A 21,715-nucleotide genomic window follows, 5' to 3' on the forward strand; every position below is an offset into this window, starting at 1 on the left:
AGCAGTTCGGATGCTGCAACGAAGGAATCGTCGATGCCAACCGGAATACAGGCCCGCGCCCGAAACGCCGTGAAGCCGAAAGACTTGCGCAACAGGCTGCTCGTCAGCACCGCGCTGGCGCCGCTCATGTTTGGGGGACTGCTTGCGCTGGCACCCGGCCCGGCGCGCGCCGCCTGCACGGTGGCCGGCACCGGTACCATCGGCGCGCTCGACTCCGGCGACGTGGCGACCTGCACGGGTGCGGGCAATACCAACACAATCCATGCCTCAGGCAGCGCTGGCGTCACGGTCAACATCGGGGATGGCGCCACGGCTACGACCGTCACTCCGACGGCAGGCGCGCTGGGCATTCACCTCGACGCTTCACCGGGGGCAGCCGTAACGATCACCAACAACGCGCAGCTTGTTTCGAACGGTAATAACGCCATTTTTCTGTCAGCGGCCAGCGACAATGCCACGATCAGCATCACGGCTGGAGGGCTTGTCGATGCCCTTGGCGGCGCCCCCGCGATACGTTTGTTCGGCACTGTTGGCGACTCACTCACCGGCCTCAATTTGACGATCAACGGCACGGTGAACGCGGCAGGATCGGCGGTCTACACTGCCTACGTAACCGGCGGGCAATTTACGGTCGGAGCAACTGCCGCGCTCAACGCAGGCTTTCACTTTGCGGACGGTTCGAACAACAATACGATCTCGATGGCCGCCGGATCATCGGTGCAGAGTTCCTTGCTTGGCGCCTCGATGGTTACCTTAACGAATGCGAACAACAACACCCTCAATCTCGGTGGTGCGATCGCTGCCCCCAACCTGGGCAGCGTTGGCATAGATGTCACTGGTACATCGACAGGGAACATCATCAACATTCTTTCGACCGGCACGGTCCAGGGCGGAAACACTGCCGTGTTATTTGGCGCTGGTGGAAACACGTTGAACAACGCGGGCGTCATCACCGGCACCAACAACCCCGCGATCAGCGGCTCGAACGGCACCGATACCGTCTTCAATTCCGGAACGATCACGGCTAACTCGATCGCCATCAGCCTCAATGACGGCGCGGATTCTCTGACGCTGGCGCCGGGATCAATCATCAACGGATGGGTCCATGGCGGCAACGGAACCGACACGCTGGGATTTGGCGGCACCGGAAGCGCCACGTTCAACCTCAATAGTCTCGGCGCCGGCCAGCAATATCGGGAATTCGAACTGCTGCAAAAGACCGGCACCTCGGTCTGGACGCTGACCGGCACCACCGCCTTCAACGGCGCGACGACGGTGGAAGCCGGCGGCCTGATCGTAAACGGCACATTGCCATCGGTCGTCACGGTCAATGGCGGCTATCTCGGCGGCACCGGCACGGTCGGCGGCCTCGTCGTCAACAATGGCGGCACCGTCGCGCCTGGCAATTCGATCGGCACCACCAACGTCAACGGCAACGTCACCTTCAACGCCGGCTCGACCTACCAGGTCGAAATCAACGCCGCCGGACAATCCGACAAGATCGCGGCGATCGGCACTGCGACCCTCAATGGCGGCACCGTGCAGATCGTGCCGCTCGGCACCGGTTTTCTCGCCAACACGCAGTACACGATCGTCACCGCGGCCGGCGGCGTCACCGGCACCTTCGCATCGCTGGCGCCGCTGAACGCGCCGCTGGTTTCAGGGCAGCTCAGCTACGACGCCAACAATGCGTATTTCACGCTGCAGCAGATCGCAGGCTTCGGAACGCTGTCGCTGTCGATGTCTGGTTTGACGCCGAACCAGGCCGCCGTGGCTGGCGCGCTGGACACGGCACAGCTCGGCGGCGTGTCCGGGCCACTCTCCACCGCCATCAACACGCTTGCCGCGCTCAACACGCCCGGTATCAAGGCCGGCCTCGACGATCTCGCCGGACAGATTCACGCCGACGGGCGCCGTTTCATCACCGATCAAGCCGGCGCCTTCCAGAACTTCATGTGGAACGCCGGTACCCAGTCGCGCGGCGAGACCGTGCGGATGTCGGCCTCGTCCTACGCGCCGGAGCCTAACGACCCGATCAGCAAGGCGCTTCGAGCGCGCCGCGCCGCGCCAGTGCAGAGCGTGTGGTTCGGCGGCTATGGCAATTGGGACAAGGTAGCGACGACCGACATCGCCTACGGCACCAACACCAGCATCGGCGGCGCCGCGCTCGGTGTCGATCTGTGGAACAGCCCCGGTGCCACAGTCGGCCTCGCAGTCGGCGCATCGACCGGTAAGATCCGGTCGGCAAGTCGCGCCGACCGGATCGACGCCAATGCCGGCCACGCCGGGTTCTACGCACGCGGCGAGAGCTACGGATTCAACGTCGCATCGGCCATCAGCTATTCCCTCGCGGCGCTCGAATCCTCGCGCACGATCGCGTTCCTGGGAGAAACCGCCACCGGCCAGTCCCGCGCCAACACGTTTGCCGCCACGTTCGGCATCGCTCGGCCGTTCCAGTTCGGCGGCTTCAAGGCCGAGCCCTTTGCCAACCTCGACTGGTACGCGACGCGGCAAAACGGCTTCAGCGAAACCGGCGCCCCCGGCGTCAACCAGATTGTACAGGCCGGCAACTTCGACGCGCTGTTCGGCACCGCGGGCCTGCGCCTGATGCATCAGACCGTGATGGCCAATGGCCTTCCGGCGCAGTTCGGCGTCACGGTCGGCGCGCGCCATGAATTCTCCGGCAACGCGCCAGGCATGCTTGCGGCCTTCGAAGGCGCGCCGGGAATCCAATTCGCGATCGCCGGCGTCGAACGCGCCCGTACCACGGCGCTCACCGGCCTCGAGGCGCGGTGGGATCTGACGGCGACGACGTCGTTCAAGGCCTCCTACGAGGGCGCGTTCGCGCCGGGCCTCGACCGGCACACATTGCGGGGCGCAATCCGCAGCGAATTCTGAGGCAGGCCCCTACTCCACCTTGCCGATCTTCTTCACCGCGGCGACCAGCCGCGCGCTGTCGTCGGCGACGAACTTTGCAAATTCCGGCGCGTCCATGTAGGCGACCGGGCTGCCCGCGGTCTCGAAGGTCCTGATCACCTCGGGCGCCTTCACCGCCTGGGCCATCGCGCCGCGCAACTGCGTCATGATCGGCGCCGGCAACGCGCTCTGCGCGAACAATCCCGCCCAGATGTAGAACTCGACGTCCTTGTAGCCAAGCTCCTGGAAGGTCGGCAGATCGGGAAAGCTCGCGATGCGTGATGCGCCCCAATTCGCGAGCACGCGCATCTTGCCGTCGTCGACCTGCTGCTTCAGCGTGCCCGGCGCAGAGGCTACCGCCTGCACCGTGCCGCTGAGCAGCGCGGTCAGCGCGGGTGCGGCGCCGCGGAACGGCACGTGCAGCAGCTTGATGCCGGCGCTCGCGGCGAACATTTCCATCGCGACATGCAGCGTGCCGTAGGGGCCCGACGAGCCGTAGGGGATCTGGCCGGGGCGCTTTTTGGCGTCATCGACGAAATCCTGCAGCGTCTTCCATGGCGCCGAGGCCGGCACCGCCAGCAGCGTGGGGTCGGCCAGCACGCGCGCGACCGGCGCGAATTGCGATACTTCGTAGGCCACCGGCCGCTCGAACAGCCGGTCGGCTTCCGGCAGCACCGCCAGCGACGACAGCGTCATCAACAATGTGTAGCCGTCGGGCTCGGCGCGCGCCGCCGCCGCATTACCGACCGATCCGCCGCCGCCGCCGGCGCGGTTGTCGACGAGCACAGGCTTGCCGAGGATTTTCTCCAGCGCCTGCGCCACCGGCCGCGCCGCCAGATCAGCCTGGCCGCCGGGCGGAAACGGCACGATCATGGTGATGTTGCGCGAGGGGTACGCGGCTTGCGCGAAGGCCGTGTTAGCGAGCGCAGATTGCGCGAGCGGCAGCACGGCAGCGGTTTTGAGAAGTTCGCGGCGATTCATTGGCATTTCCCCCGGAGTTCTTGTTTTGGTTGTTGGAGGTAGCCTAGCCGAAACACCGTGCCCTGGGCAAAGGCGCCGTTCGTCGCGCCGTCTCGGAACTACTTCTTCTTCCCCTTGGCGAAATGCTTCATCAGAAACTCCGCCAGCACCTCGACGCGGGCGGGGCGCGGGCCGCCGGGCGGGGTTACCAGATGCACCGCGCCTTCCGGTTGCTTCCAGCCCTTGAGGATCACCTCGACCTCGCCGGAGGCGATCGCATCGCCGACGATGAAGTCGGGCAGATCGGCGATGCCGAGCCCTGCAATCACCGACGGCAACACCGCCTCGCCATTGTTGACGCGCAGTTGCCCGGCCGGGCGCACGCTGGCCTGCTCGCCGGCGGCGTTGGTGTAGTGCCAGACGCCTTGCGTCGAGAGATAGGCGTAGCCGAAACATTTGTGCTGGGAGAGATGCATCGGATGCGTCGGCCGGCCGTGGCGCTTGAGATAGGACGGCGCCGCCACCGTGTAGCGCGGCATCGCGCAGAGCCGCCGCGCGATCAGCGAGGAATCAGGCAGCCGCGCGATGCGCAGGCCGGCATCGAAGCCCTCGCCGATCAAATCCACCGTCGCATCGCTTAAGTGCAGGTCGATCGAGACTTCCGGATACTGGCTCAGGAATTCCGGCAATAGCGGCGCCACCGCCTTGACCCCGAACGTCATCGGCACCGCGAGCCGCACCAGCCCGCGCGGCGCCGTCGATTGCGACAGCGCCTCGTTCTCGGCCGCTTCACCATCGACCAGGAGCTGCGTCGCGCGCTCGGCGAGCTTTTGGCCGGCGTCGGTCAACGCCAGCCGCCGCGAGGTGCGGTTGAACAGCCGCGCGCCGAGACGTTGTTCGAGCCGGCTCACCGCCTTCGACACCGTGGCCTTGGACAGCGCGAGTTCGGTCGAAGCGGCCGCAAACGACCGCAATTCCACGACCTTCGCGAAAATCGCGAGCGCTTCGAAATCCGGAAGTTTCGCCATTCGGCCCGCCTGTCAGATTGGAATCATCGGGCCTCGCCCGAAATCAGGATGCGAGCTTCACGATACCATAGAGATTGAATTTGAAATCACCCTCCGCGTAATCGGACTCGAAGGACAGTTTGGCGCGGCGCGACTTAAGCGTTGCCTCCAGTCCTTGCCGCGCGATCTCGTCAGCGACCGCATCCATGGTCGCGACGGCTTCGCGTTCACTGCCATGGGACTTCGGCACAAACACTTCGGGCAATCCTGCCAGGTGAAAACCGACGCTTTCCAGATAATCGTCCGAGGCCAGCGGCCGCTTGGCAAATGCCAGGCGACAAACGCGTCGCAACGCGAAGTCATCATCGGATTTCAGTGCCGCACTGGCCTGAAGGATGAGTTCGTTCCACCTGACGAGGCCGTGCGCGACACCGGCGCTCTCGCCCTTGACGGCGGTAGCCCCTGCCTTGATGACCTGATGGACCAGCATCAAGGCACCGGTGGAAACGACCATGGCGGTTTCCGACGTCATCGGCGGGCCCAGCACGTACAGCACCGATTGGTGATTTTCCACCGCGTCCTCATCGGCGCTGGAGCGGGCATTGGGATGCACGCGATCCCACGAAACCCCAAACGAACGGCTCATGCGCGGATCCGGCTTGTCCTGGGAATAGGTGTGATCGATGCTGAAGCCGGTGGCGAAATCGCGGATGGCCATTGAAGCCGCGTCCGACAGCTTCGCCAGGCCGTTCGCACCGCCAAGGAAACAAAGAACGTGGCGGGGTTTCACCGCCAATCGCCGCGCTTTCGCAGCGGCATCCTGACCGGACGAGGCCGGCTTCCGGCCACCGGCGTCTGACGGTCCTGCCACCAGCAGCGCTCCCATCAATCCCAATACTCCGCGGCGAACGGCGTTCATGCGTAACTCCTCCATACGGCGCCTCGCGCCCGAGTGACTGGCATCAGTCTGGGCAAGCCGCCCGGCGGTTCGGTCCAAGAGACCGATTCCGTTGTTTGCGCGGCCGAAAATAATGGATGTCCGGCACGGGCGGCATTTCCATTAGCCCACAAATAGAAACAATATGTTTCGATAGTTTCTATTTATATACCACGTCGGGAGGCATATCCAATGGCCATCGGAATTCAAGCAACGGAGAAATCCAATGGCCAAGAAACTTTCGGGCAAGGTAGCACTCGTCACCGGCGGCTCCCGCGGTATCGGCGCAGCCAGCGCCCGCGCCCTCGCGGATCAGGGCGCCAACGTCGCCATCAGCTATGTCGCCTCCCCTGACAAGGCCGAAGCCGTCGTCAAGGAATTGAAAGCGAGGGGTGTCGAAGCTCGCGCCTTCAAGGCGGACCAGGCTTCATCTGTCGAGGTCGAGCAACTGGTGAACGACGTCGCCAAGCACTTTGGCCGGCTCGACATTCTCGTCAACAATGCCGGCGTCGCCGTCAGCGGCGCAGTCGATGATGTCAACGCCGACACCGCGGCACTGGCGCGGCAGGACGCGATCAATGTGCACGGCGTTGTCACCGCGATCCGCGCTGCCTCGAAACTGATGGGCGAAGGCGGACGCATCGTCACCATCGGTTCGGGCATTGCGACCCGCGCCTCGTTCCCGGGCCTCGCCGACTACGCCGCCACCAAGGCTGCGATCGTCGGCTACAGCAAGGGCGCATCGCGCGACCTCGGCCCCCGCGGCATCACTGTGAACGTGCTGCAGCCGGGCTCGATTGATACCGACATGAACCCGAAGGACGGCGGCGATTTCGCCGAAGCCCAGCGTACGCAGCACGCGCTGCAACGCTACGGCACCGCCGAAGAGATCGCAGCCGGCGTCGTGTTCCTCACCAGCCCGGACGCCTCGTTCGTGACCGGCACCGTCCTCAACGTCGATGGCGGCTTCGGCGCCTGATCCAATCCAACCTGGGCGCGTTGCGCCTGCTCCTCGCACAAAACTCAACAAGGAGTATTTCCCATGATCGAACTCAGACCCTTTGCAAAACTCGGCGGCGCTGACCACGGCTGGCTGAAGGCAAAGCATCACTTCTCCTTCGGCAGCCATTATGACCCCGACAATATGGGGCATGGTAGCTTACGGGTGTGGAATGACGACGAGATCGCCCCCAACACCGGCTTTCCCGCCCATCCCCATGCCAACATGGAAATCATCACCTATGTGCGCGAAGGCGCGATCACCCATCAGGACTCCCTTGGCAACAAGGGCCGCACTGAAGCCGGCGACGTGCAGGTGATGAGCGCCGGATCCGGCATTCGTCACGCCGAGTATAATCTGGAGCCGACCAATACACGTATCTTCCAGATCTGGATCGAGCCGACCACACAGGGCGGCCAGCCGACCTGGGGAGCAAAGCCGTTTCCGAAGTCGGACCGTTCCGGCAAGCTCGTCACCATCGCCAGCGGCATTGCCGGCGACAAGGATGCACTGCCGATCCGCGCCGACGCCCGCGTGCTCGCCACCACGCTGAAGGCCGGCGAGAGCGCGGAGTACGAAGCCGGCAAGGCGCGGCATCTGTATCTGGTGCCGGCAGCGGGTAGCGTCGAAGTCAACGGCGTGCGCGTCAACGCCCGCGATGGTGCCGCGATCCGCGATGAGGCCAGGCTGACCATTACGGCGCTGGAAGATAGCGAACTGGTGCTGGTCGACGCGGCGTAGTCACCACACTCAATAGTCGTCATGCCCGGCCTTGTGCCGGGCATCCACGACTTCCCCCAGCAGATCGAAAGACGTGGATGGCCGGGACAAGCCCGGCCATGACGAACTTCAATTAAACCAACCTCAAAGGAGAGCCATCATGGCCAAAGTACTCGTCCTCTATTACTCCGCTTACGGTCACATCGAGGCGATGGCGAACGCCATTGCCGAAGGCGCGCGCGAAGCCGGCGCCACTGTCGATATCAAGCGCGTGCCCGAACTGGTGCCCGCCGAGGTCGCCAAGGCGTCGTACTACAAGGTCGACCAGGCCGCTCCCATCGCGAAAGTCGAAGAACTCGCCAATTACGATGCCATCATCGTCGGCACCGGCACCCGCTTCGGCCGGATGGCGTCGCAGATGGCGAACTTCCTCGATCAGGCCGGCGGCCTCTGGGCCAAGGGCGCCCTGCACGGCAAGGTCGGCGGCGCCTTCACCGCAACCGCCACGCAACATGGCGGCCAGGAGACCACGCTGTTTTCGATCATCACCAACCTGCTGCACTTCGGCATGACCATCGTCGGCCTCAACTACGGCTTTGCCGGCCAGATGAAGCTCGATGAAGTCACCGGCGGCGCGCCCTATGGCGCCACCACGATCACCGGCGGCGATGGCAGCCGTCAGCCGAGCGACAACGAGCTCGCCGGCGCGCGCTATCAAGGACGCGTGATCGCGGAGACCGCGAAAAAACTGCATGGCTGATGCGAGATGGGCGGCATTCTCATTTGAGATTGCCGCCCCATTTATCCATCGGGGACGATGGATTTAGCATGGTCGAACTTCTCTTTATGGCCCAACTGGTGCGCCGACCGCTGCAGGCGATTGCACGGCGCTGGTGGTGCCGCAGCCTTTTCCGCGCCTCGCGCGGGCAGCGGCGCTGCCCGGAGTGCACCAAATCGTGAAATCGGTCTGACGGTTTCGTGATACGAAACGGATTCGTGATACGGAATCCACCACTCGCTTTTCACCGATACGGGGTTCAGGCATGAGCAATCTTCCGCAATCCCCGTGGCCGGAATTGCCGACCGCGGCGTGGCGTGACACCTATGCGACGCTGCATCTCTGGACCCAGATCGTCGGCAAGATCAGGTTGAGCAAAGCCCCCTGGCTGAACCATTCCTGGCATGTGGCGCTCTATGTTACGCCGCGCGGGCTGACGACGACGCCAGTGCCGGACGGCACACGTACGTTCCAGATCGATCTTGATTTCATCGATCACGTCCTGCGCATCTCGACCAGCGATGGCGCGAAGCGGCAGTTTGCGCTTCCGGGAAAATCGGTAGCCAGCTTCTACGCCGCCACCTTGGTGACGCTGACCGAGCTGGACATTTCCGTCACCATCGACGAGATGCCGAATGAACTGCCGGACCCGGTCCGGTTTTCGGAAGATAACGTCCACGCTTCCTACGATCCCGAAGCGGTCAAGGGTTTTCTGCAGATTCTCGTAAACTGCGATCGCGTCTTCAAGCAATTCCGCACCGGCTTTCTCGGCAAGGCCAGCCCGGTGCATTTCTTCTGGGGCAGCTTTGATCTGGCGGTGACCCGCTTCTCCGGCCGTCGCGCGCCACGTCATCCCGGTGGCGTACCGTATCTGTCCGACGACGTCGCCTGCGAAGCGTATTCGCACGAGGTCAGCAGCGCCGGCTTCTGGCCGGGAAGCGGCGCGATCGATTATCCCGCCTTCTACTGCTACGCCTATCCGGAGCCTGCGGGCTTTCGCGCTACGAAGGTGCGGCCGGACGCGGCGTTCTTCAGCGAAGCGCTCGGCGAATTCATCCTGCCCTATGATGCCGTGCGCACGGCTGATAATCCCGACCAGGCGTTGCTGGATTTCCTGCAAAGCACCTATGAAGCCGCGGCGATTTCAGCGAAATGGGATCGCGACGCGCTGGAATGCGACTTGGGCCAACCCAGCGTGGTGCGGCAGGTTTAGCCGCGGATCAATTCTCGTGGCCAGGGCTGGCTTCTGCCGTTGAAAGCCACCAGCCATCACCCGCAAACCAGCAGGTGTCATCGACGGCGCCATCGAGCCGGAGCGACCGCACGTCTTCCCACCCCTGCAGAAACGCCTCCGTCAGGCGGCGGCCGGCATCCTCGTCCTGAAGACCGATGCAGCCAATAAACTGTGCCCGGCCGCGGAACCTCGCCGGCCAGACCGCGCCCTGATCGGGACGTGTGACCAGCAGCATCCCGCCATGCACACCCGCGGGCGCAAGTGGAAACAACAGCCGGCCACCGCGACGCAACGCATCGAGCCACTGTTGGGCTGGCTGGGCCGCACCGGCACACACGTAGATCAAATCCGCTTTCGGCAAATCCGCCGCAATGCCCGATTTTGACTGAACGCTTACCTGTGGCAGGTCTTTCAGATTGTCGCGCGCGCGATCCGCCAGGCCTTCGTCAATCTCATAGGCGTGCACCTGACCGCGCGGCCCGACGAGTTGTGCGAGAATCGCTGTGTAGTATCCCGTGCCCACGCCGACTTGCAGAACCGTCTCACCTTCCTTCAATTCGCAGCCATCGAGCCAGTAGGCATGCGCGCTGGGCATTCCGATATTGAGACGTTGCGCGCTATCCAGCGCGACCAGCGCATTCTGATAAATAAACGCCGGATCATCATTCGGGGTCGTCACGTAATCATGCGCGCCGAGCGTGATCAGCCAGGGCCCGGGCCCCACAAACGGTTCGCGCTTGACCGCGCGAAAAGCCTGTTCAATCCGGGAATCCCGGACCTTGGCTGCGGCGCAGACAAGGCTGGCATAGAATGAATGCAGATTTTCCGACCGCTCTTGCATGATCAACTTCCGGCGTTGCGATGCTCGATCCTATTCGAGGCTGTCGCCTGCAGGAAGTTCCGCACGATGGCCAAAAAAGCCGGGAAGCGCCGCCATCACGGCGAAACGGGATCGCGATATAGTTTCAAGTCCAATCGGAATGAAACGGCGCTAATGCTGCAATTGCGGCTTGACCACGGTCTGGCGAACTTCTGCGCCGCAGTCGGCGCATTCAAAGGTGAAGTCGATCTTCGCCATGCTCCAATGCGGCTCGACGTCCCTTACAAACATCGGAATCCCGATGCAGCTCGGACAAATGACGAAAGCCGGCTCGATGTTGTCGTGATGGTGGATATAGGCTGGCATGTCGGCACTCCCCACGGAAGCATTTTGTAGCCCTTGACCCGACCATCAGCATACGCCGCTGCCGTAAGGGCGATCATGAACTCTTGCGAACACAGGTAGAACAGCCGCACAATCCCGCCGAGTGTGACAGATTTGCACGACCGTGTCGTCTCTGCCACAGCGTCAATTCTCTTCGCGCGGCAAGGGTTTACCAGGCGCCCGCTTCAAATAAGCCATGAGCTTCGGATAGTTGCGCAGCTCGCGCGCGGCGCGGTCGCGCAATGCGTAGGGCAATCCGCGCAGGCTCAAGGCGGCGCTGATGTCGACCAGTGGCAGCGGTGTCACGCCAAAACGTCGCTTATAGTCATAATCGCCCACGCTGAAGTCGAACTCGCGCACGCCGTCTCTGTGCAAGGCAGCCATGGTACGTTCGATGACCAGCCGGCCCGGCGAACAAGCCGACCATGTGTCGCCGGCATTGCTGACCCGCAGCATGACATAGCGCAGGCCACTGCGAACGCCCAGCAAGGTCGCGACGACTTCCTCGCCGACGGTCAGCGCCGACAACACGGCATAGCCTTCACTGAGGCCATCACGTACGAGGTTTCGATAGAAATCGGCGCAGGCCCCGTCGCCGAGAATGAAGCTCGCCCCGAGATGCTGCATGCGGGCGCTCTGTTGCGCATCCAGGGTGGCAAGAACGCGCAAGGCTTCGTCGTTCTCTCCTGCAATCCTGAATGCAGCGCCGGGATACGCCGTAAACGCGCGCCAGCTCCGTTCGAGAACCCTGCGGACGTCGCGCTTCAGCGAACGCTTGTACTGATCGAAATCCTCGCCTGTGGTGACGAGATTACCGTTCAGCGAGCACGGCCCGGCACCATCCAGCATCGCCAGCGGGTTGGACCCGCCCTGCAGATCGAGTGGCATTTTCTTGAAGCGAATGAGATCAGCGCCGCCAGGCAGCCGGCGCAACGCCAGCCGCAGCTCGCGCCACAGGATGGCTGCCGCCTTAGGTTCGCGCGGCGCGGCCGGACCGAGCAGCGGCGCATTGTAGTCGGTCAGTTCGAGGTCGGCGAACTCTACGACGCAGATGCGCTTCAGCTTGCGCCTGATCAGCGGCAGAAGCAGTGCGACTTCGCCTGTCGCACGGTCCCTGACCGTTGCAATGAGCGGCTCGATACCGGGCTGTCCGGCGAACGCGCCATACCATGCCGCGAGCCATTTTTCGTGCTGGAAGATGGTCGCCTGTCCACGACGATACGCACCGTCCCAGTTACCTGCGACGGTATCCCAATTGTCGAACTCCACGGAGAACGCCGCAACCTGCGACGTGCGGTTGCGCCCCACGTGCCGTGCTGCGTCGTTCGTCAGTGTCGTCACGATCAAGCCGCCTTCATGCCGCCTTGAGAAGATCGACCACCTGCTCCGGATGATCGTGGTCGAGCCGGAATTCGATCTCGTTGCGCGCCTTGCGCTCGCGCTTGACCCAGGAAGTGTTGCGCAGTGCCTTCTGCATCACCGCCTTGCCCCAGAACGCCGGACCCTTGAGCGAACGGCTCTTGGGCGTATATCCGAAGCGATTGCGCAGCAGGCCGTTGGCCAGATTGACGATCCGGGTCCGCCTGATCTCTTCATTTTCGTAACCCACCGTCATGGAGATGTTGACGGTGCCGAGATTGTCGACGCGGTGCGGCGCGTTCAGCGGCCAGTTCAGCATTTGCCCAGGTTCGAGATCGAGCACGGTCGCATAGCGATCGTACCATTCATGATAGGGCATATCGAGTTCGAGCTCGAACAGCTGGATGTCCTCGAGGTTCTTCGGAGTGACGAAGGGAGGGTTCGACGGATAGATATGGACGCGCTTGCGGCCGGCGATTTGAATCAGGCTCTGGCCGGGAAGATCGGCGTGGTAGTGAACCTGCGCCTTCGGCGCCGACAGCAGAATGCCTGCGTTGTACTGGTGCGGCAGCGCGAAGTGCGGGACCTTCTCGCCGATTTCGGCAAACATCTGGGCCAGCAGGTCGCTGTAGCGCTGGTCGATATCCGAAACCATGCGCAGGTTGAGCCAGAGGTCGCCTCTGGAAATCGCGTCGATGACCTGATGTCCGCTGAAATTGCCGATATCGCCATGCCGCCAGATACGCTTGTCGCCCTTCACGCCGGTCTGCATCAGGCTGTAGTGCTCGCGCGGATAATTCTCGATCAGTGCGGCAAGATGATCCATCGAGAACAACGGTGACTTGTGCATGTTGTGCGCAAGCCGGATGGGTGCGTGTCCCCACAGCACCGAATGGGTGTCGTCCCAATTACTAAAAATGCGATCTGCTGCCATCGTCCAACTCCTTTTTGACCTAAATTTTTTTCGCTCCGGATGACGACCGATTTCGGCTGCGTCCTGCGCGCTGTCCCGAAATCTCAGATGGCTGCCACGCCGTCGATCATCCGATGTCCCGTTATGAGACGGCCGGACAACCTTCACGCTCTAACTGGCAAGAAGGATGCCGCAGGGGTGTCGCACCCACTTACCGGACGATAAGGTCTGGGATGTATGGCTAACGCTGGCATAACCGAGAGAGCGCCGGCGACCCCCACGATGGCTTCAGAACCGCAATATCGGGCGCTGTTTCTCGGCGCGGGACCGCAAATGCAGTGCGGCGTCGGGCAATTCACGCGATTGCTGGGCGAGTGGATCGAAAAGGCCGAACCCGGCAGCTGCACGACGTTAACCCTGACGCGATCGGAAGGGTCATTCAGCGATATCTGGCGCGCCGTCGGCTCCGCACGGAGCGTGGTCTGCAACTTTCCGATCGTGGCCTGGAAGCGCGTGATGTTCGCGCCGCTGCTGGCGATGGCCATGGCGCGGCTGCGCCGGCGCAAAACTGTCCTGATTCAGCACGAATGGGCCGGACTGCATTGGCTGCGCCGGATCACCTACATGCCGGCCCTCCTGCTCGCCGACACTATCGTCATGTTCTCGCCGCTGGTGCGGCAGGAACTCGCCGAGGATTCCCTGGTGGGCTGGACCGCGAAGAAAATTGTGCTGGCCCCGCTGCCGCCGAACATAGAGGCGCCTGCAGGGATGGCGGATTCGGAGTTGCGCCGGCGTCTCGTTGCCGCAAGGCAAGACGGGCAGCTGGTGATCGGTCATTTCGGCTCGATCTATCCGGCCAAACAACCCAATGCGCTGCTGGAGATCGGCGCGATCCTGAAGCAACGTGGGCTGAGGCCCCTGATCGTCTATGTCGGCTCCTTCATCCGCGGCACCGACAATGTCGAGGAGGCATTCCACGCCCGCGCCGCGGAACTCGGGATCGCCGATAATGTGATCGTATCCGGTTTCGTCGCCTCCGATCACGAGGTGTTCGGACTGTTCGGCGCGGTCGACGGGTTTTGTTATCCGCTCGATGAAGGGCTCACCGCGCGCCGCTCCAGCGTTCTTGCCTGCGTGCAGGCCGGCCGGCCGCTGATCGTGACCGGCCCTGCGCTGCCCGACGAATTCGACCATCACGCGCGCTTCAAGGAATTGATCGATCGCTGTGCCATCGTGCTCGTGCCGCGTGGATCGAGCGCGGACGCCTACGCCGATGACATCGTTGCCGCGCTGAAACGGCCGCCGGTGCAGGCCGCGTTCGACTTCGATGGGTGGTGGCAGGACGTCGCGAACGCGGTTCGCGCGCAGCTTTGAGCCTCACTCCCGGACGCGAAATCGCGCCAGAAAGTGCAGGCCGAACACCGCCACCAGGAAGGTGAACCACAGGGGATCGGCGCGGTCGAGGAAGAAGCTCTCCATCGCCGACAGATAAAGTCCAAACAGCCAGATGCGCAACAGCGCCATCGCCAGCGGACCGTTGTTGCCGCCCTGGTCGGCTTGCTGGAAATTCCGCAGCGGCGCGATCACCAGCACCACGATGAGCAGAGTAAGGCCGGGCAGGCCCATGCCGAGCGCGGTATCGAGATAACCATTGTGGCTGTGCGCCGCGAACGCGGCCCATTCCTTGCCCGCAGGCAACTCCTCGAACGCCTTGCTGCCCCAGAACGCCACGAAGCCATAGCCGGTTGCCAGCCGCTGCCGCAGCGCGTCCAGCGCAAAATTCCAGATGTCGGTACGGCCGGTGAAGGTCGAATCCAGCGGCAGCAGCTTGGCGACCGCGGCCAGGCCTTCGCTCATGACGGTGCCGACGCTGAGCATGTTCAGCAATAGCAGCGGCGTCAGCAGCAGGATCGCCCGCACCCAGAACGAGCGAAACACAGATGTAAGCGACGTCAAAAGCAGCACGGCGAAGCACAGCGTCAGCGAACTCTTGCCGGCGGCATGAAACAGAAACAGCGAACTCAAGCCGATAATGACCGCGCCGGACAGAAGGGCGCCGGAACGCGCGATGTAGATCCCCAGGAACAGCAGCATCGCCATCACGCCGGCGGCAACGTTCTTGTGACCGAAGGCGCCGCGCCAGTCGCCGGCAAGCAGCGGCTCCTGCGGGTCAGTCGCCTGATGGATCGCAAATTGCGGCGCCAGCAGGATTCCGAGGTAACAGACCGCGAGCAGGATCAGCGCCGCGATACTGAGGAACCGCATCAGCTCGTTTTGCGATTTCGGCAGCAGCAGCATGGTCGACGTCACAGCGATAACGCACGCCGTCAAAACAAACCGCCGCATCGACGTGGCGGGATCGACCGACAGAACCACCGTCACACAGATCCATCCGGCAAACAGCAGGAACGATGGCGTCAGCAACGTGGCCAGCCCGCGCATGTTGTCACGCGCCGCCAGCGTAATCATCAGCACCGCAAGGCCGCCGAAAACCAGATAGGTCGGCGCCTCATTGCCGGTACTGACTTCACCGATCTGAATGTCGCCGAGATCGGCGAACGGCCGCAAGGAAATCCATGCCAGCACCAGCGCTCCGACGAACGCGGCGCAGCGGACGACATCCAGCACCTGCTGCCGCCAAACCCCTCCTGCGACGATACGAAGCTGAGACGTGATGGCGAGTTGGCTCACGTTATCTTCGAGGCCTTGTAGGGTTGAGGTTCGATGCCGATTGCGGCCAGCACGCTGCCGATCGCTACCGTCATCGGATGCATCGCAATGATGCGGTCGCGCTCGGTCAGGGCCGCCCGCGCAGCCTGGAGAAACGACAACGGAAACGCCGCCAGCAATTTCAGCGTCAGCCTGGCGCGTAGCCAGAGTGTCGGTGTCGCCTTGCGCTGGACGTGATAATTGATCGCGCCGATCCGCAGGCCGCGGCTGATCAGCCAGCTCAGCCTGGTCCGGCTCGGTGGCACCGTCTCGCTGATCGTGGCCTCCGCCACCCAGTGAAAGCGCATGCCAAGACGCAGGCAGCGGTAGAAGAAATCGGTGTCGCCGCCGCCGAGAAAATTGAAACGCAGATCGAACGCCGGGGCGTCGACACGCTCGAACACCGAGCGCCTGATCAGGCAATTGCCGCAACCATAGATCACCGGAACCGGTCCTGACGTGTCGTAGGCCGGGGCGAAGGCCGGGTGACGACGCAGCCCGCGCTTTCGCGCGTCGTCGAAGTCAGGCATGACCGGCCCGCCGACGATGTCGGCGCCGGTGGCTTCGGCGGTCAATATCATGCGCTCCAGCCAGTCCGGCGAGGCAATTTCGTCATCGTCGATCATCAGGAAACTTGTTGCCGCCGGGAAGGTTGCCAGCGCCGTCTCGAACGCCGCGTTGATCGCATGGCAATTGCCCTGGCGCGGCTCGACCACGCAGAGACCGGGAAACTTGTTCGATGCCAGGAACTCGGTCGCAACCGGAACGCTCTCGCTCCGCAGCGCATCGTTCTCGACCATCACAACCGCAAAGCGGTGACCGGTACGCTGGCGGGCCAGCGATTCCAGCGTCTGCCGCAGATGCTGCGGCCGGCGAAAGCAGGGAATGCAGATGACGATCCCGATCGAGGAGGGATCGAGGGCCGGCGAGATCGCCGCCAGGGCACGGGCGGCGTTCGGCATGGTGTCAGCGGTTTCCATCGGCGGGCAATCCGTTCAACTCTGGCGCATGACGTTTGCTATGGGTCCAGACGATACAAGAGCATTGCTGCAATATCCGGTCCGACAGGATGCCTGGTGGTGGCGAATTGTTCCCGACGGTTAATGGACGGGGTTAAGTTTGAATTAAATCAGGTTCAGGCCCCTCGCTCAGCGGCTGAACAGCTTTCCGAACAGCTTCTGGGATTTGGGAAACTGCCCGCCCGAGATCCGGGTTGGCCACAATCCGTCGACGTCGAAATAGGCGGCGTAGGCGATATTGTTCCTGTTCTTCACGAACCAGTCATGCATCTGCTGAATGAAGTATGGATTGTCGCCGAAATTACCGACGCCCCATTCGGGATAGCTCATCTGCTTGCCATGTTTGGCGGCAAAGTCGCGGTGCCATTCCAAGCCGAACGGCGCCTTGAGATAGAAGGCGTTCCAACGCTCTTCCGGCGAGCGCTCATGTTTGAAATCGTAGATATCCAGACCGATGTAGTCGACGACATCGTCACCGGGATAGGCGAGGTCGGCCGGCGTATCCTGCGTTCCCCATCCCGGACACCAATCATATTTGAACGCGTCGGAGTGGCGCCGGAAGATTCCGACCACGCGCCGGAACGCAGCGATGTAATCGGCTTCATGATCCTTGGCGAACCACGCCATCTGCGACAGATTCATCTCCCAGCCGAGACGGATGATCGCCCTCGGCTGCGCATCGGCAATCGCACGCGCCGCCGCTTCGAACTCGCCGTCGTGCAAGCCATTGGCGACGTCGGCGAGCGGCGTCCCCGGAACGGTCAGCGGCACCGACCAGACGACATTCCGCGACGGGTTGAGCTTCTTCCAGATGCCGGGAACCCAGGTCAGCTTGTGGAAATCTTCCCAATTCGCCTGGCCGTAGAAATCAACGCCGACCACCGACGATGGCGGCTGCTTCAACCATTTCTCCCAGGTCTGCAGCGTGCGCTCGCGCCCAACGGGACCCCAATCGACGAAGGCTCCGGCGAACTTTGCAGGACTGGAGTTGACGCGCGGGGCCGCGTTGGTGTCGACGCGGGCGAGCAACAGCAGGCTCAACACGAACGCCACCAGGAAGAATACCAGGCGCCTGAGGCCCACCCGGCGGCGAGGCGCGGGGCGGTCAGTTCGAAACATTAGACGTCCTTGTCAATTTGTTGCCGAAGGCACGAGACAGCCTCCGGCCGACCTCGGCTGCGCCCTTGTCGGTGAGATGGCCCGCGTCGAACTGCAAGGGAATATCGGCCTCGACAAACTCATCGCAACCACCGTCCCGGCAGACTGCATCGTAGACCGATGCATAGGTCGCGCCGCGAGCCTTTACCAGGGCGCTCATGGCAAGATCGCGCTCCCGGATTCCGGGCGTCCGCTTTGTGCTGGCAAGCGAAGGATGGTCGCGCAAAATCCCGTCGATCAGGAGCCGCGGCAGAGGGGCATCGTATTCGACGATCGGTCCAAGCACGATGACATCGATCCCTCTGGATTTCAGGGTATCCAGCGTGGCCGACAGGTTCGGCAGATCCTCATCCTTCCATGACGCGGAGAGAATTACCTTGTCGACATGGTTGTTGACGAGGAAATCGTTGAACGCGAGATCCATCAGATCGCGACAGGCTTTCATTTCGACCAGCGCCCCCGCCGGAACAGCCGGACGGCATTGGCTGACAGTTGCCTGCATGATGTTCACCTGCGGCATGGCGACCGACAGCCCGGACCAGAGGTGCGCGGCATGACTATCGCCAATGAGCAGATAGTTCGGCCGCGCCGGATCCAGTTTCAGGCAGGCCTCAGTGTCGAACCGCTGGCGGTTGGCCGATATGAAGCAGCGTCCGGTCCGGAACGCCGCGGACGAATCGTAGGCAAGATAGGCGCCGATATCGACGACGCGTTGCGGAAAACGGTATGGCGCGCCGCTCGCGACGAACACCAGCGCGCAAAGCGCAAATGTCGAGCCGATCGCGGCTGATGCGGCGCCGAAGACGGCACCCTTCGATGTCTCCCGCGCCATAGAACGGAACGGCAATTCGACCAGCTTCCACGACAGATAGGCGAGCCCCACCGACAGCGTGATCAACGTCAGCGTGGTCGATGCCGCCGATTCCGCGCCGAACACCATGTCGGTGCGCTGGAACACGATCAGCGGCCAGTGCCACAAATAGAGCGAATAGGATATCAGCCCGATAGCGACGAAGGGCGGCAGCGCCAGCAATCGCCCGGCCATCGATGCCCCGCTCTCGCTGGAAGCGATCACCAGGGCTGCGCCGAGGCAGGCGAGCGATGTCATCAAGAGAAGCGGCGCTGACGCCGATCCAAACAGGATCACGCCGAGCAGCAGTAGCAGCCCGGCTCCGCCGCAAATGTTCTTCCAGAATGTGGTTTCCGGCACCGGAATGAATTTGACCGCCAGCATCGCACCCAGCGCCAGCTCCCAGGCGCGGAAGGGCGTGAGATAGAATGTAAAGGAGAGATTTCTCGTACTCATGGCGATGGCAGCCGCTAACGAGAGCGCAGCGACAGCCGCGAACAGTGATTTGGCGTATTTCGGGACCCAGCGATAGACAAAAAGCATCAACAACGGCGCGATGAAGTAGAACTGCTCCTCCACGCTAAGCGACCAGGTATGTAGCAGAGGCTTTGTTTCGGCCGGCGCATCGAAATATCCGGCGGTCTGCGCAAAATAGGCGTTGGAAACCGAGCCGATGGCGCTGGCAAGGCTCTTTGCATAGCCAATCAATTCGGCCGGCAGGAAATAGATATAGGCGAAGACGCTCGTCACCAGGAACATCACGAACAGCGCGGGGAGGATTCGCAGTATCCGGCGCTTGTAGAAATTCCCGAGCGAGAACGATCCGTTGCGGATATCCGCATCGATCATGCCGCAGATCAGGTAACCCGAGATGACAAAGAAGATGTCGACGCCGACGAAGCCGCCCGCGAATCCGGGTACACCGACATGGTAAAGAACCACCGGAACTACAGCGAGGGCCCGCAGCCCGTCGATATCCGCGCGGTACTTCATTGCTGAGCCCTCGCGACGCTGCCGCAGCCGCGTCCGGTCTTCACCGTTTCAAAAGCGGACACTCTGGACAGCAAAGGTGTGCCGAAACGGGTTGAAGCCACCGCGACCTCACCGGGCGCAGCAAAATTGGATTGGAATGGCGGGCAATCTGTCATGGGGGGCACTCATGGCGATGAACATCGGCGAAGCGGAATCGTGCTCTGCAATATCCGGGCAACTCCGCAAAACCGCCGCTTCGCGCACAAATTGCGCTGGCATCGTGGTTACCGCGCGCGGTTAACCCGCTTTCGACGGTGAACCGAACGCAGAATTAACCACACCGGATCGCCGCGACCGTCAGCGGAACCGTTCGGCACCGATCTTGCTCAATGGTCTGGCAAAGGGATTCCGAGTCCAGAAAGTGCCCGCCTTGAACGTCATCGCCAGCGAGATTTCCGACATCAACCGAGTAGCGTCGTGCGACGCCATGCTCGGGCGCGGAGTCACGGGCAATCAAGCGGGGCTCGCAGCGCCATGCTGATCGGACAAGCCAGCATCAATCTGACCGCCAATATCCTCTCGGCCTTGCTGGGCCTATTGAGCGTGTTCATTTTCACGCGGCTGTTCTCGCCGCATGATTATGGCGTCTATCTGCTGGGCATCGGTTTTGCGTCCGTCATCAGCGTCTTCCTCGTCGGCTGGTTCCGTAATCTCATTCTGAGCGGACACGCCCGCGACGACGGCCCCGATGTGCGCGGCCGCGTCATCTCGGGTTACCTGATCTGCTGCCTCACCGCGCCTATCGCCTATGTCCTGGGACGGCTGGTCGGACTGGATACGAATGCGGCGCTGGCGGCGGTGGTGCTTTCCATCGCGATCGGGCTGTTCGAACTGACCCAGGATCTGGTTCGCGCCCGCTTGATGGCACTTTCGGTCATGAAGGCCACGCTGGTCCGCGCCGTCGCCGTGCTCGGCCTCGGTGCTGTCGTGGCGCTGGTCAGTCCGTCTGGCTTCCTGCTGCTGCTGTCGTCCGCGCTCGCCTACCTGCTTGCGGTGCTGGTCCAGTCGCGCACCGCCTGGCGCGGCACCAAGGCCAAATTCGACGGCACCGGCCTTGTGGCGCTGGCGAAGACCGGCCTGCCCCTCACCCTTTCACTTACCTTGCTCGCGATTTCCAGCGTCACCGATCGCTTCATGATCGCCAATCTGGTCGGCGCAGCGGATGCCGGCAAGTATGTCGCCGCGCTCGATCTGGTCCGGCAGACCCTGATGATGCCGGCCATGAGCGCCGCCGCGGCATTCTTTCCGATGGCGGTGCAGATTCATGCCAGCAAGGGCGACGCGGCGGTGCGATCGCATCTGTCCGAATGCGTCGAGTTGCTGCTCAGCATCACGCTGCCGGCCTGCCTCGGCTTCGCAGTCATTTCCGCCCATGTCGCCAATATCATTCTCGGGCCGGATTTCCGCGAGCTGGCCGCCCAGACCATGCCGATCATCGCGGTAGCCGTGGTGTTCCAGATCCTGACCCAGCAATATCTGCACGCCAGTTTCCTGCTCTCCGGGCGCAACTCGTTCTATCTGATCAATACCGCCTCGATCATCGCGGCCAATGTGATCCTGTCCTACGTCCTGGTCAGCCATTACGGCACGGTCGGCGCGGCCTGGGCGCGGCTCGGCGCCGACGTGGTCGGATTTTCCTGCGCGCTGGTCCTCAGCCGCTTCGCCTTCAAGGTCCCGCTGCCGCTCGGCCGGCTGGCGCAGATCATGATCGCAGGACTGGTCATGGCGCTGACCGTCGCTGCGCTCGACCGAAACCTGCATGTCGCCGATCTGACCGCCTGCGCCGTGCTGGCCAGCGCCGGTCTCATCACCTACGCGGCCCTGTGCTGGTTGTTCGACATCTCCCGGATTCGCGGCCGCCTGAAAACCGGCTTCGCGATGTTCCGGGCCAAATTCGCAAACATCAACGGATAAGAACA

General features: G+C 62.8%; 19 protein-coding genes. 8 read left to right on the plus strand and 11 right to left on the minus strand.

Features of this window, described 5'->3' with window-relative positions; all coding sequences use genetic code 11:
• Window positions 1-33: 33 nt before the first annotated feature.
• The gene (locus JQ641_RS00525) at window positions 34-2,898 is read left to right on the plus strand and encodes an autotransporter outer membrane beta-barrel domain-containing protein (RefSeq protein ID WP_211993755.1); all 2,865 of its coding nucleotides are present in this window, start codon (window positions 34-36) and stop codon (window positions 2,896-2,898) included.
• A 9-nt stretch (window positions 2,899-2,907) separates the two neighbouring features.
• Here JQ641_RS00525 and JQ641_RS00530 read toward each other — a convergent pair whose 3' ends face one another.
• The 3 genes from JQ641_RS00530 to JQ641_RS00540 all read right to left on the minus strand — a co-directional run bounded on the left by JQ641_RS00530 (window position 2,908) and on the right by JQ641_RS00540 (window position 5,802).
• Window positions 2,908-3,897, minus strand: coding sequence for a Bug family tripartite tricarboxylate transporter substrate binding protein (locus JQ641_RS00530; RefSeq protein WP_211993757.1), 990 nt, complete (start codon window positions 3,895-3,897; stop codon window positions 2,908-2,910).
• Between the two features lie 98 nt (window positions 3,898-3,995).
• Entirely contained in the window at window positions 3,996-4,904 is a 909-nt protein-coding gene (locus tag JQ641_RS00535) for a LysR family transcriptional regulator (RefSeq protein WP_211993759.1), read from the minus strand.
• 43 nt (window positions 4,905-4,947) lie between these two features.
• The gene (locus tag JQ641_RS00540) at window positions 4,948-5,802 is read right to left on the minus strand and encodes a hypothetical protein (protein WP_211993761.1); all 855 of its coding nucleotides are present in this window, start codon (window positions 5,800-5,802) and stop codon (window positions 4,948-4,950) included.
• A 244-nt stretch (window positions 5,803-6,046) separates the two neighbouring features.
• On the opposite strand from JQ641_RS00540, the gene JQ641_RS00545 reads away from it, so the two are divergent.
• The 5 genes from JQ641_RS00545 (at window position 6,047) to JQ641_RS00560 (ending at window position 9,531) form a co-directional block, all read left to right on the plus strand.
• Entirely contained in the window at window positions 6,047-6,799 is a 753-nt protein-coding gene (locus JQ641_RS00545; RefSeq protein WP_211993763.1) for an SDR family NAD(P)-dependent oxidoreductase, read from the plus strand.
• 63 nt (window positions 6,800-6,862) lie between these two features.
• The gene (locus JQ641_RS00550) at window positions 6,863-7,561 is read left to right on the plus strand and encodes a pirin family protein (protein ID WP_211993766.1); all 699 of its coding nucleotides are present in this window, start codon (window positions 6,863-6,865) and stop codon (window positions 7,559-7,561) included.
• Between the two features lie 139 nt (window positions 7,562-7,700).
• Window positions 7,701-8,300: an NAD(P)H:quinone oxidoreductase gene (wrbA, locus tag JQ641_RS00555; protein WP_211993767.1), complete on the plus strand. Its 600-nt coding sequence runs from the start codon at window positions 7,701-7,703 to the stop codon at window positions 8,298-8,300.
• Window positions 8,301-8,368: 68 nt separating this feature from the next.
• Window positions 8,369-8,500 carry a hypothetical protein gene (locus tag JQ641_RS38370; RefSeq protein ID WP_283815150.1) on the plus strand — a complete coding sequence of 44 codons (132 nt, stop codon included), beginning with the start codon at window positions 8,369-8,371 and terminating at the stop codon, window positions 8,498-8,500.
• Window positions 8,501-8,583: 83 nt separating this feature from the next.
• The gene (locus JQ641_RS00560) at window positions 8,584-9,531 is read left to right on the plus strand and encodes a DUF5996 family protein (RefSeq protein ID WP_211993768.1); all 948 of its coding nucleotides are present in this window, start codon (window positions 8,584-8,586) and stop codon (window positions 9,529-9,531) included.
• A gap of 7 nt (window positions 9,532-9,538) precedes the next feature.
• Here the strand turns inward: JQ641_RS00560 and JQ641_RS00565 are convergent, their stop codons facing one another.
• The 4 genes from JQ641_RS00565 to JQ641_RS00580 all read right to left on the minus strand — a co-directional run bounded on the left by JQ641_RS00565 (window position 9,539) and on the right by JQ641_RS00580 (window position 13,049).
• Window positions 9,539-10,393 (minus strand): protein-L-isoaspartate O-methyltransferase family protein, encoded by an 855-nt coding sequence (locus tag JQ641_RS00565; RefSeq protein ID WP_211993769.1) that lies wholly within the window; start codon window positions 10,391-10,393, stop codon window positions 9,539-9,541.
• A 150-nt stretch (window positions 10,394-10,543) separates the two neighbouring features.
• Entirely contained in the window at window positions 10,544-10,738 is a 195-nt protein-coding gene (locus JQ641_RS00570) for a hypothetical protein (RefSeq protein ID WP_192738988.1), read from the minus strand.
• A gap of 162 nt (window positions 10,739-10,900) precedes the next feature.
• Entirely contained in the window at window positions 10,901-12,097 is a 1,197-nt protein-coding gene (locus JQ641_RS00575) for a GNAT family N-acetyltransferase (RefSeq protein ID WP_211993770.1), read from the minus strand.
• Between the two features lie 13 nt (window positions 12,098-12,110).
• The gene (locus JQ641_RS00580) at window positions 12,111-13,049 is read right to left on the minus strand and encodes a hypothetical protein (protein ID WP_211993771.1); all 939 of its coding nucleotides are present in this window, start codon (window positions 13,047-13,049) and stop codon (window positions 12,111-12,113) included.
• A 261-nt stretch (window positions 13,050-13,310) separates the two neighbouring features.
• On the opposite strand from JQ641_RS00580, the gene JQ641_RS00585 reads away from it, so the two are divergent.
• Window positions 13,311-14,402: a glycosyltransferase family protein gene (locus tag JQ641_RS00585; protein WP_211993772.1), complete on the plus strand. Its 1,092-nt coding sequence runs from the start codon at window positions 13,311-13,313 to the stop codon at window positions 14,400-14,402.
• Window positions 14,403-14,405: 3 nt separating this feature from the next.
• Here JQ641_RS00585 and JQ641_RS38605 read toward each other — a convergent pair whose 3' ends face one another.
• The 4 genes from JQ641_RS38605 to JQ641_RS00605 all read right to left on the minus strand — a co-directional run bounded on the left by JQ641_RS38605 (window position 14,406) and on the right by JQ641_RS00605 (window position 19,757).
• Window positions 14,406-15,719, minus strand: coding sequence for an O-antigen ligase family protein (locus tag JQ641_RS38605; protein WP_211993773.1), 1,314 nt, complete (start codon window positions 15,717-15,719; stop codon window positions 14,406-14,408).
• On the minus strand, window positions 15,716-16,717 hold the full coding sequence (locus JQ641_RS00595) for a glycosyltransferase family 2 protein (RefSeq protein ID WP_211993774.1): 1,002 nt from the start codon (window positions 16,715-16,717) through the stop codon (window positions 15,716-15,718). The genes JQ641_RS38605 and JQ641_RS00595 overlap by 4 nt, the downstream gene beginning before the upstream one ends.
• A gap of 168 nt (window positions 16,718-16,885) precedes the next feature.
• A complete protein-coding gene (locus tag JQ641_RS00600; RefSeq protein ID WP_211993775.1) occupies window positions 16,886-17,875 on the minus strand; it encodes a glycoside hydrolase family 26 protein in 990 nt (329 codons plus the stop codon).
• Complete coding sequence (locus tag JQ641_RS00605; protein WP_211993776.1) at window positions 17,862-19,757, minus strand: acyltransferase family protein; 1,896 nt, start codon at window positions 19,755-19,757, stop codon at window positions 17,862-17,864. The genes JQ641_RS00600 and JQ641_RS00605 overlap by 14 nt, the downstream gene beginning before the upstream one ends.
• Before the next feature lie 513 nt (window positions 19,758-20,270).
• Between JQ641_RS00605 and JQ641_RS00610 the strand changes: the two genes are divergently transcribed.
• Window positions 20,271-21,710, plus strand: coding sequence for a lipopolysaccharide biosynthesis protein (locus JQ641_RS00610; RefSeq protein ID WP_211993778.1), 1,440 nt, complete (start codon window positions 20,271-20,273; stop codon window positions 21,708-21,710).
• Window positions 21,711-21,715 lie beyond the last annotated feature (5 nt).

Origin of the sequence: Bradyrhizobium sp. JYMT SZCCT0180 (assembly GCF_018130165.1) — a bacterium.
Lineage (GTDB): Bacteria > Pseudomonadota > Alphaproteobacteria > Rhizobiales > Xanthobacteraceae > Bradyrhizobium.

Bases quoted from the DNA above. Each gene is read 5' to 3' on its own strand.
- JQ641_RS00525 (WP_211993755.1), top strand. From the start codon at position 34: ATGCCAACCGGAATACAGGCCCGCGCCCGAAACGCCGTGAAGCCGAAA.
- JQ641_RS00530 (WP_211993757.1), bottom strand. From the start codon at position 3,897: ATGAATCGCCGCGAACTTCTCAAAACCGCTGCCGTGCTGCCGCTCGCG.
- JQ641_RS00535 (WP_211993759.1), bottom strand. From the start codon at position 4,904: ATGGCGAAACTTCCGGATTTCGAAGCGCTCGCGATTTTCGCGAAGGTC.
- JQ641_RS00540 (WP_211993761.1), bottom strand. From the start codon at position 5,802: ATGAACGCCGTTCGCCGCGGAGTATTGGGATTGATGGGAGCGCTGCTG.
- JQ641_RS00545 (WP_211993763.1), top strand. From the start codon at position 6,047: ATGGCCAAGAAACTTTCGGGCAAGGTAGCACTCGTCACCGGCGGCTCC.
- JQ641_RS00550 (WP_211993766.1), top strand. From the start codon at position 6,863: ATGATCGAACTCAGACCCTTTGCAAAACTCGGCGGCGCTGACCACGGC.
- wrbA (WP_211993767.1), top strand. From the start codon at position 7,701: ATGGCCAAAGTACTCGTCCTCTATTACTCCGCTTACGGTCACATCGAG.
- JQ641_RS38370 (WP_283815150.1), top strand. From the start codon at position 8,369: ATGGTCGAACTTCTCTTTATGGCCCAACTGGTGCGCCGACCGCTGCAG.
- JQ641_RS00560 (WP_211993768.1), top strand. From the start codon at position 8,584: ATGAGCAATCTTCCGCAATCCCCGTGGCCGGAATTGCCGACCGCGGCG.
- JQ641_RS00565 (WP_211993769.1), bottom strand. From the start codon at position 10,393: ATGCAAGAGCGGTCGGAAAATCTGCATTCATTCTATGCCAGCCTTGTC.
- JQ641_RS00570 (WP_192738988.1), bottom strand. From the start codon at position 10,738: ATGCCAGCCTATATCCACCATCACGACAACATCGAGCCGGCTTTCGTC.
- JQ641_RS00580 (WP_211993771.1), bottom strand. From the start codon at position 13,049: ATGGCAGCAGATCGCATTTTTAGTAATTGGGACGACACCCATTCGGTG.
- JQ641_RS00585 (WP_211993772.1), top strand. From the start codon at position 13,311: ATGGCTTCAGAACCGCAATATCGGGCGCTGTTTCTCGGCGCGGGACCG.
- JQ641_RS00595 (WP_211993774.1), bottom strand. From the start codon at position 16,717: ATGGAAACCGCTGACACCATGCCGAACGCCGCCCGTGCCCTGGCGGCG.
- JQ641_RS00600 (WP_211993775.1), bottom strand. From the start codon at position 17,875: ATGTTTCGAACTGACCGCCCCGCGCCTCGCCGCCGGGTGGGCCTCAGG.
- JQ641_RS00605 (WP_211993776.1), bottom strand. From the start codon at position 19,757: ATGAAGTACCGCGCGGATATCGACGGGCTGCGGGCCCTCGCTGTAGTT.
- JQ641_RS00610 (WP_211993778.1), top strand. From the start codon at position 20,271: ATGCTGATCGGACAAGCCAGCATCAATCTGACCGCCAATATCCTCTCG.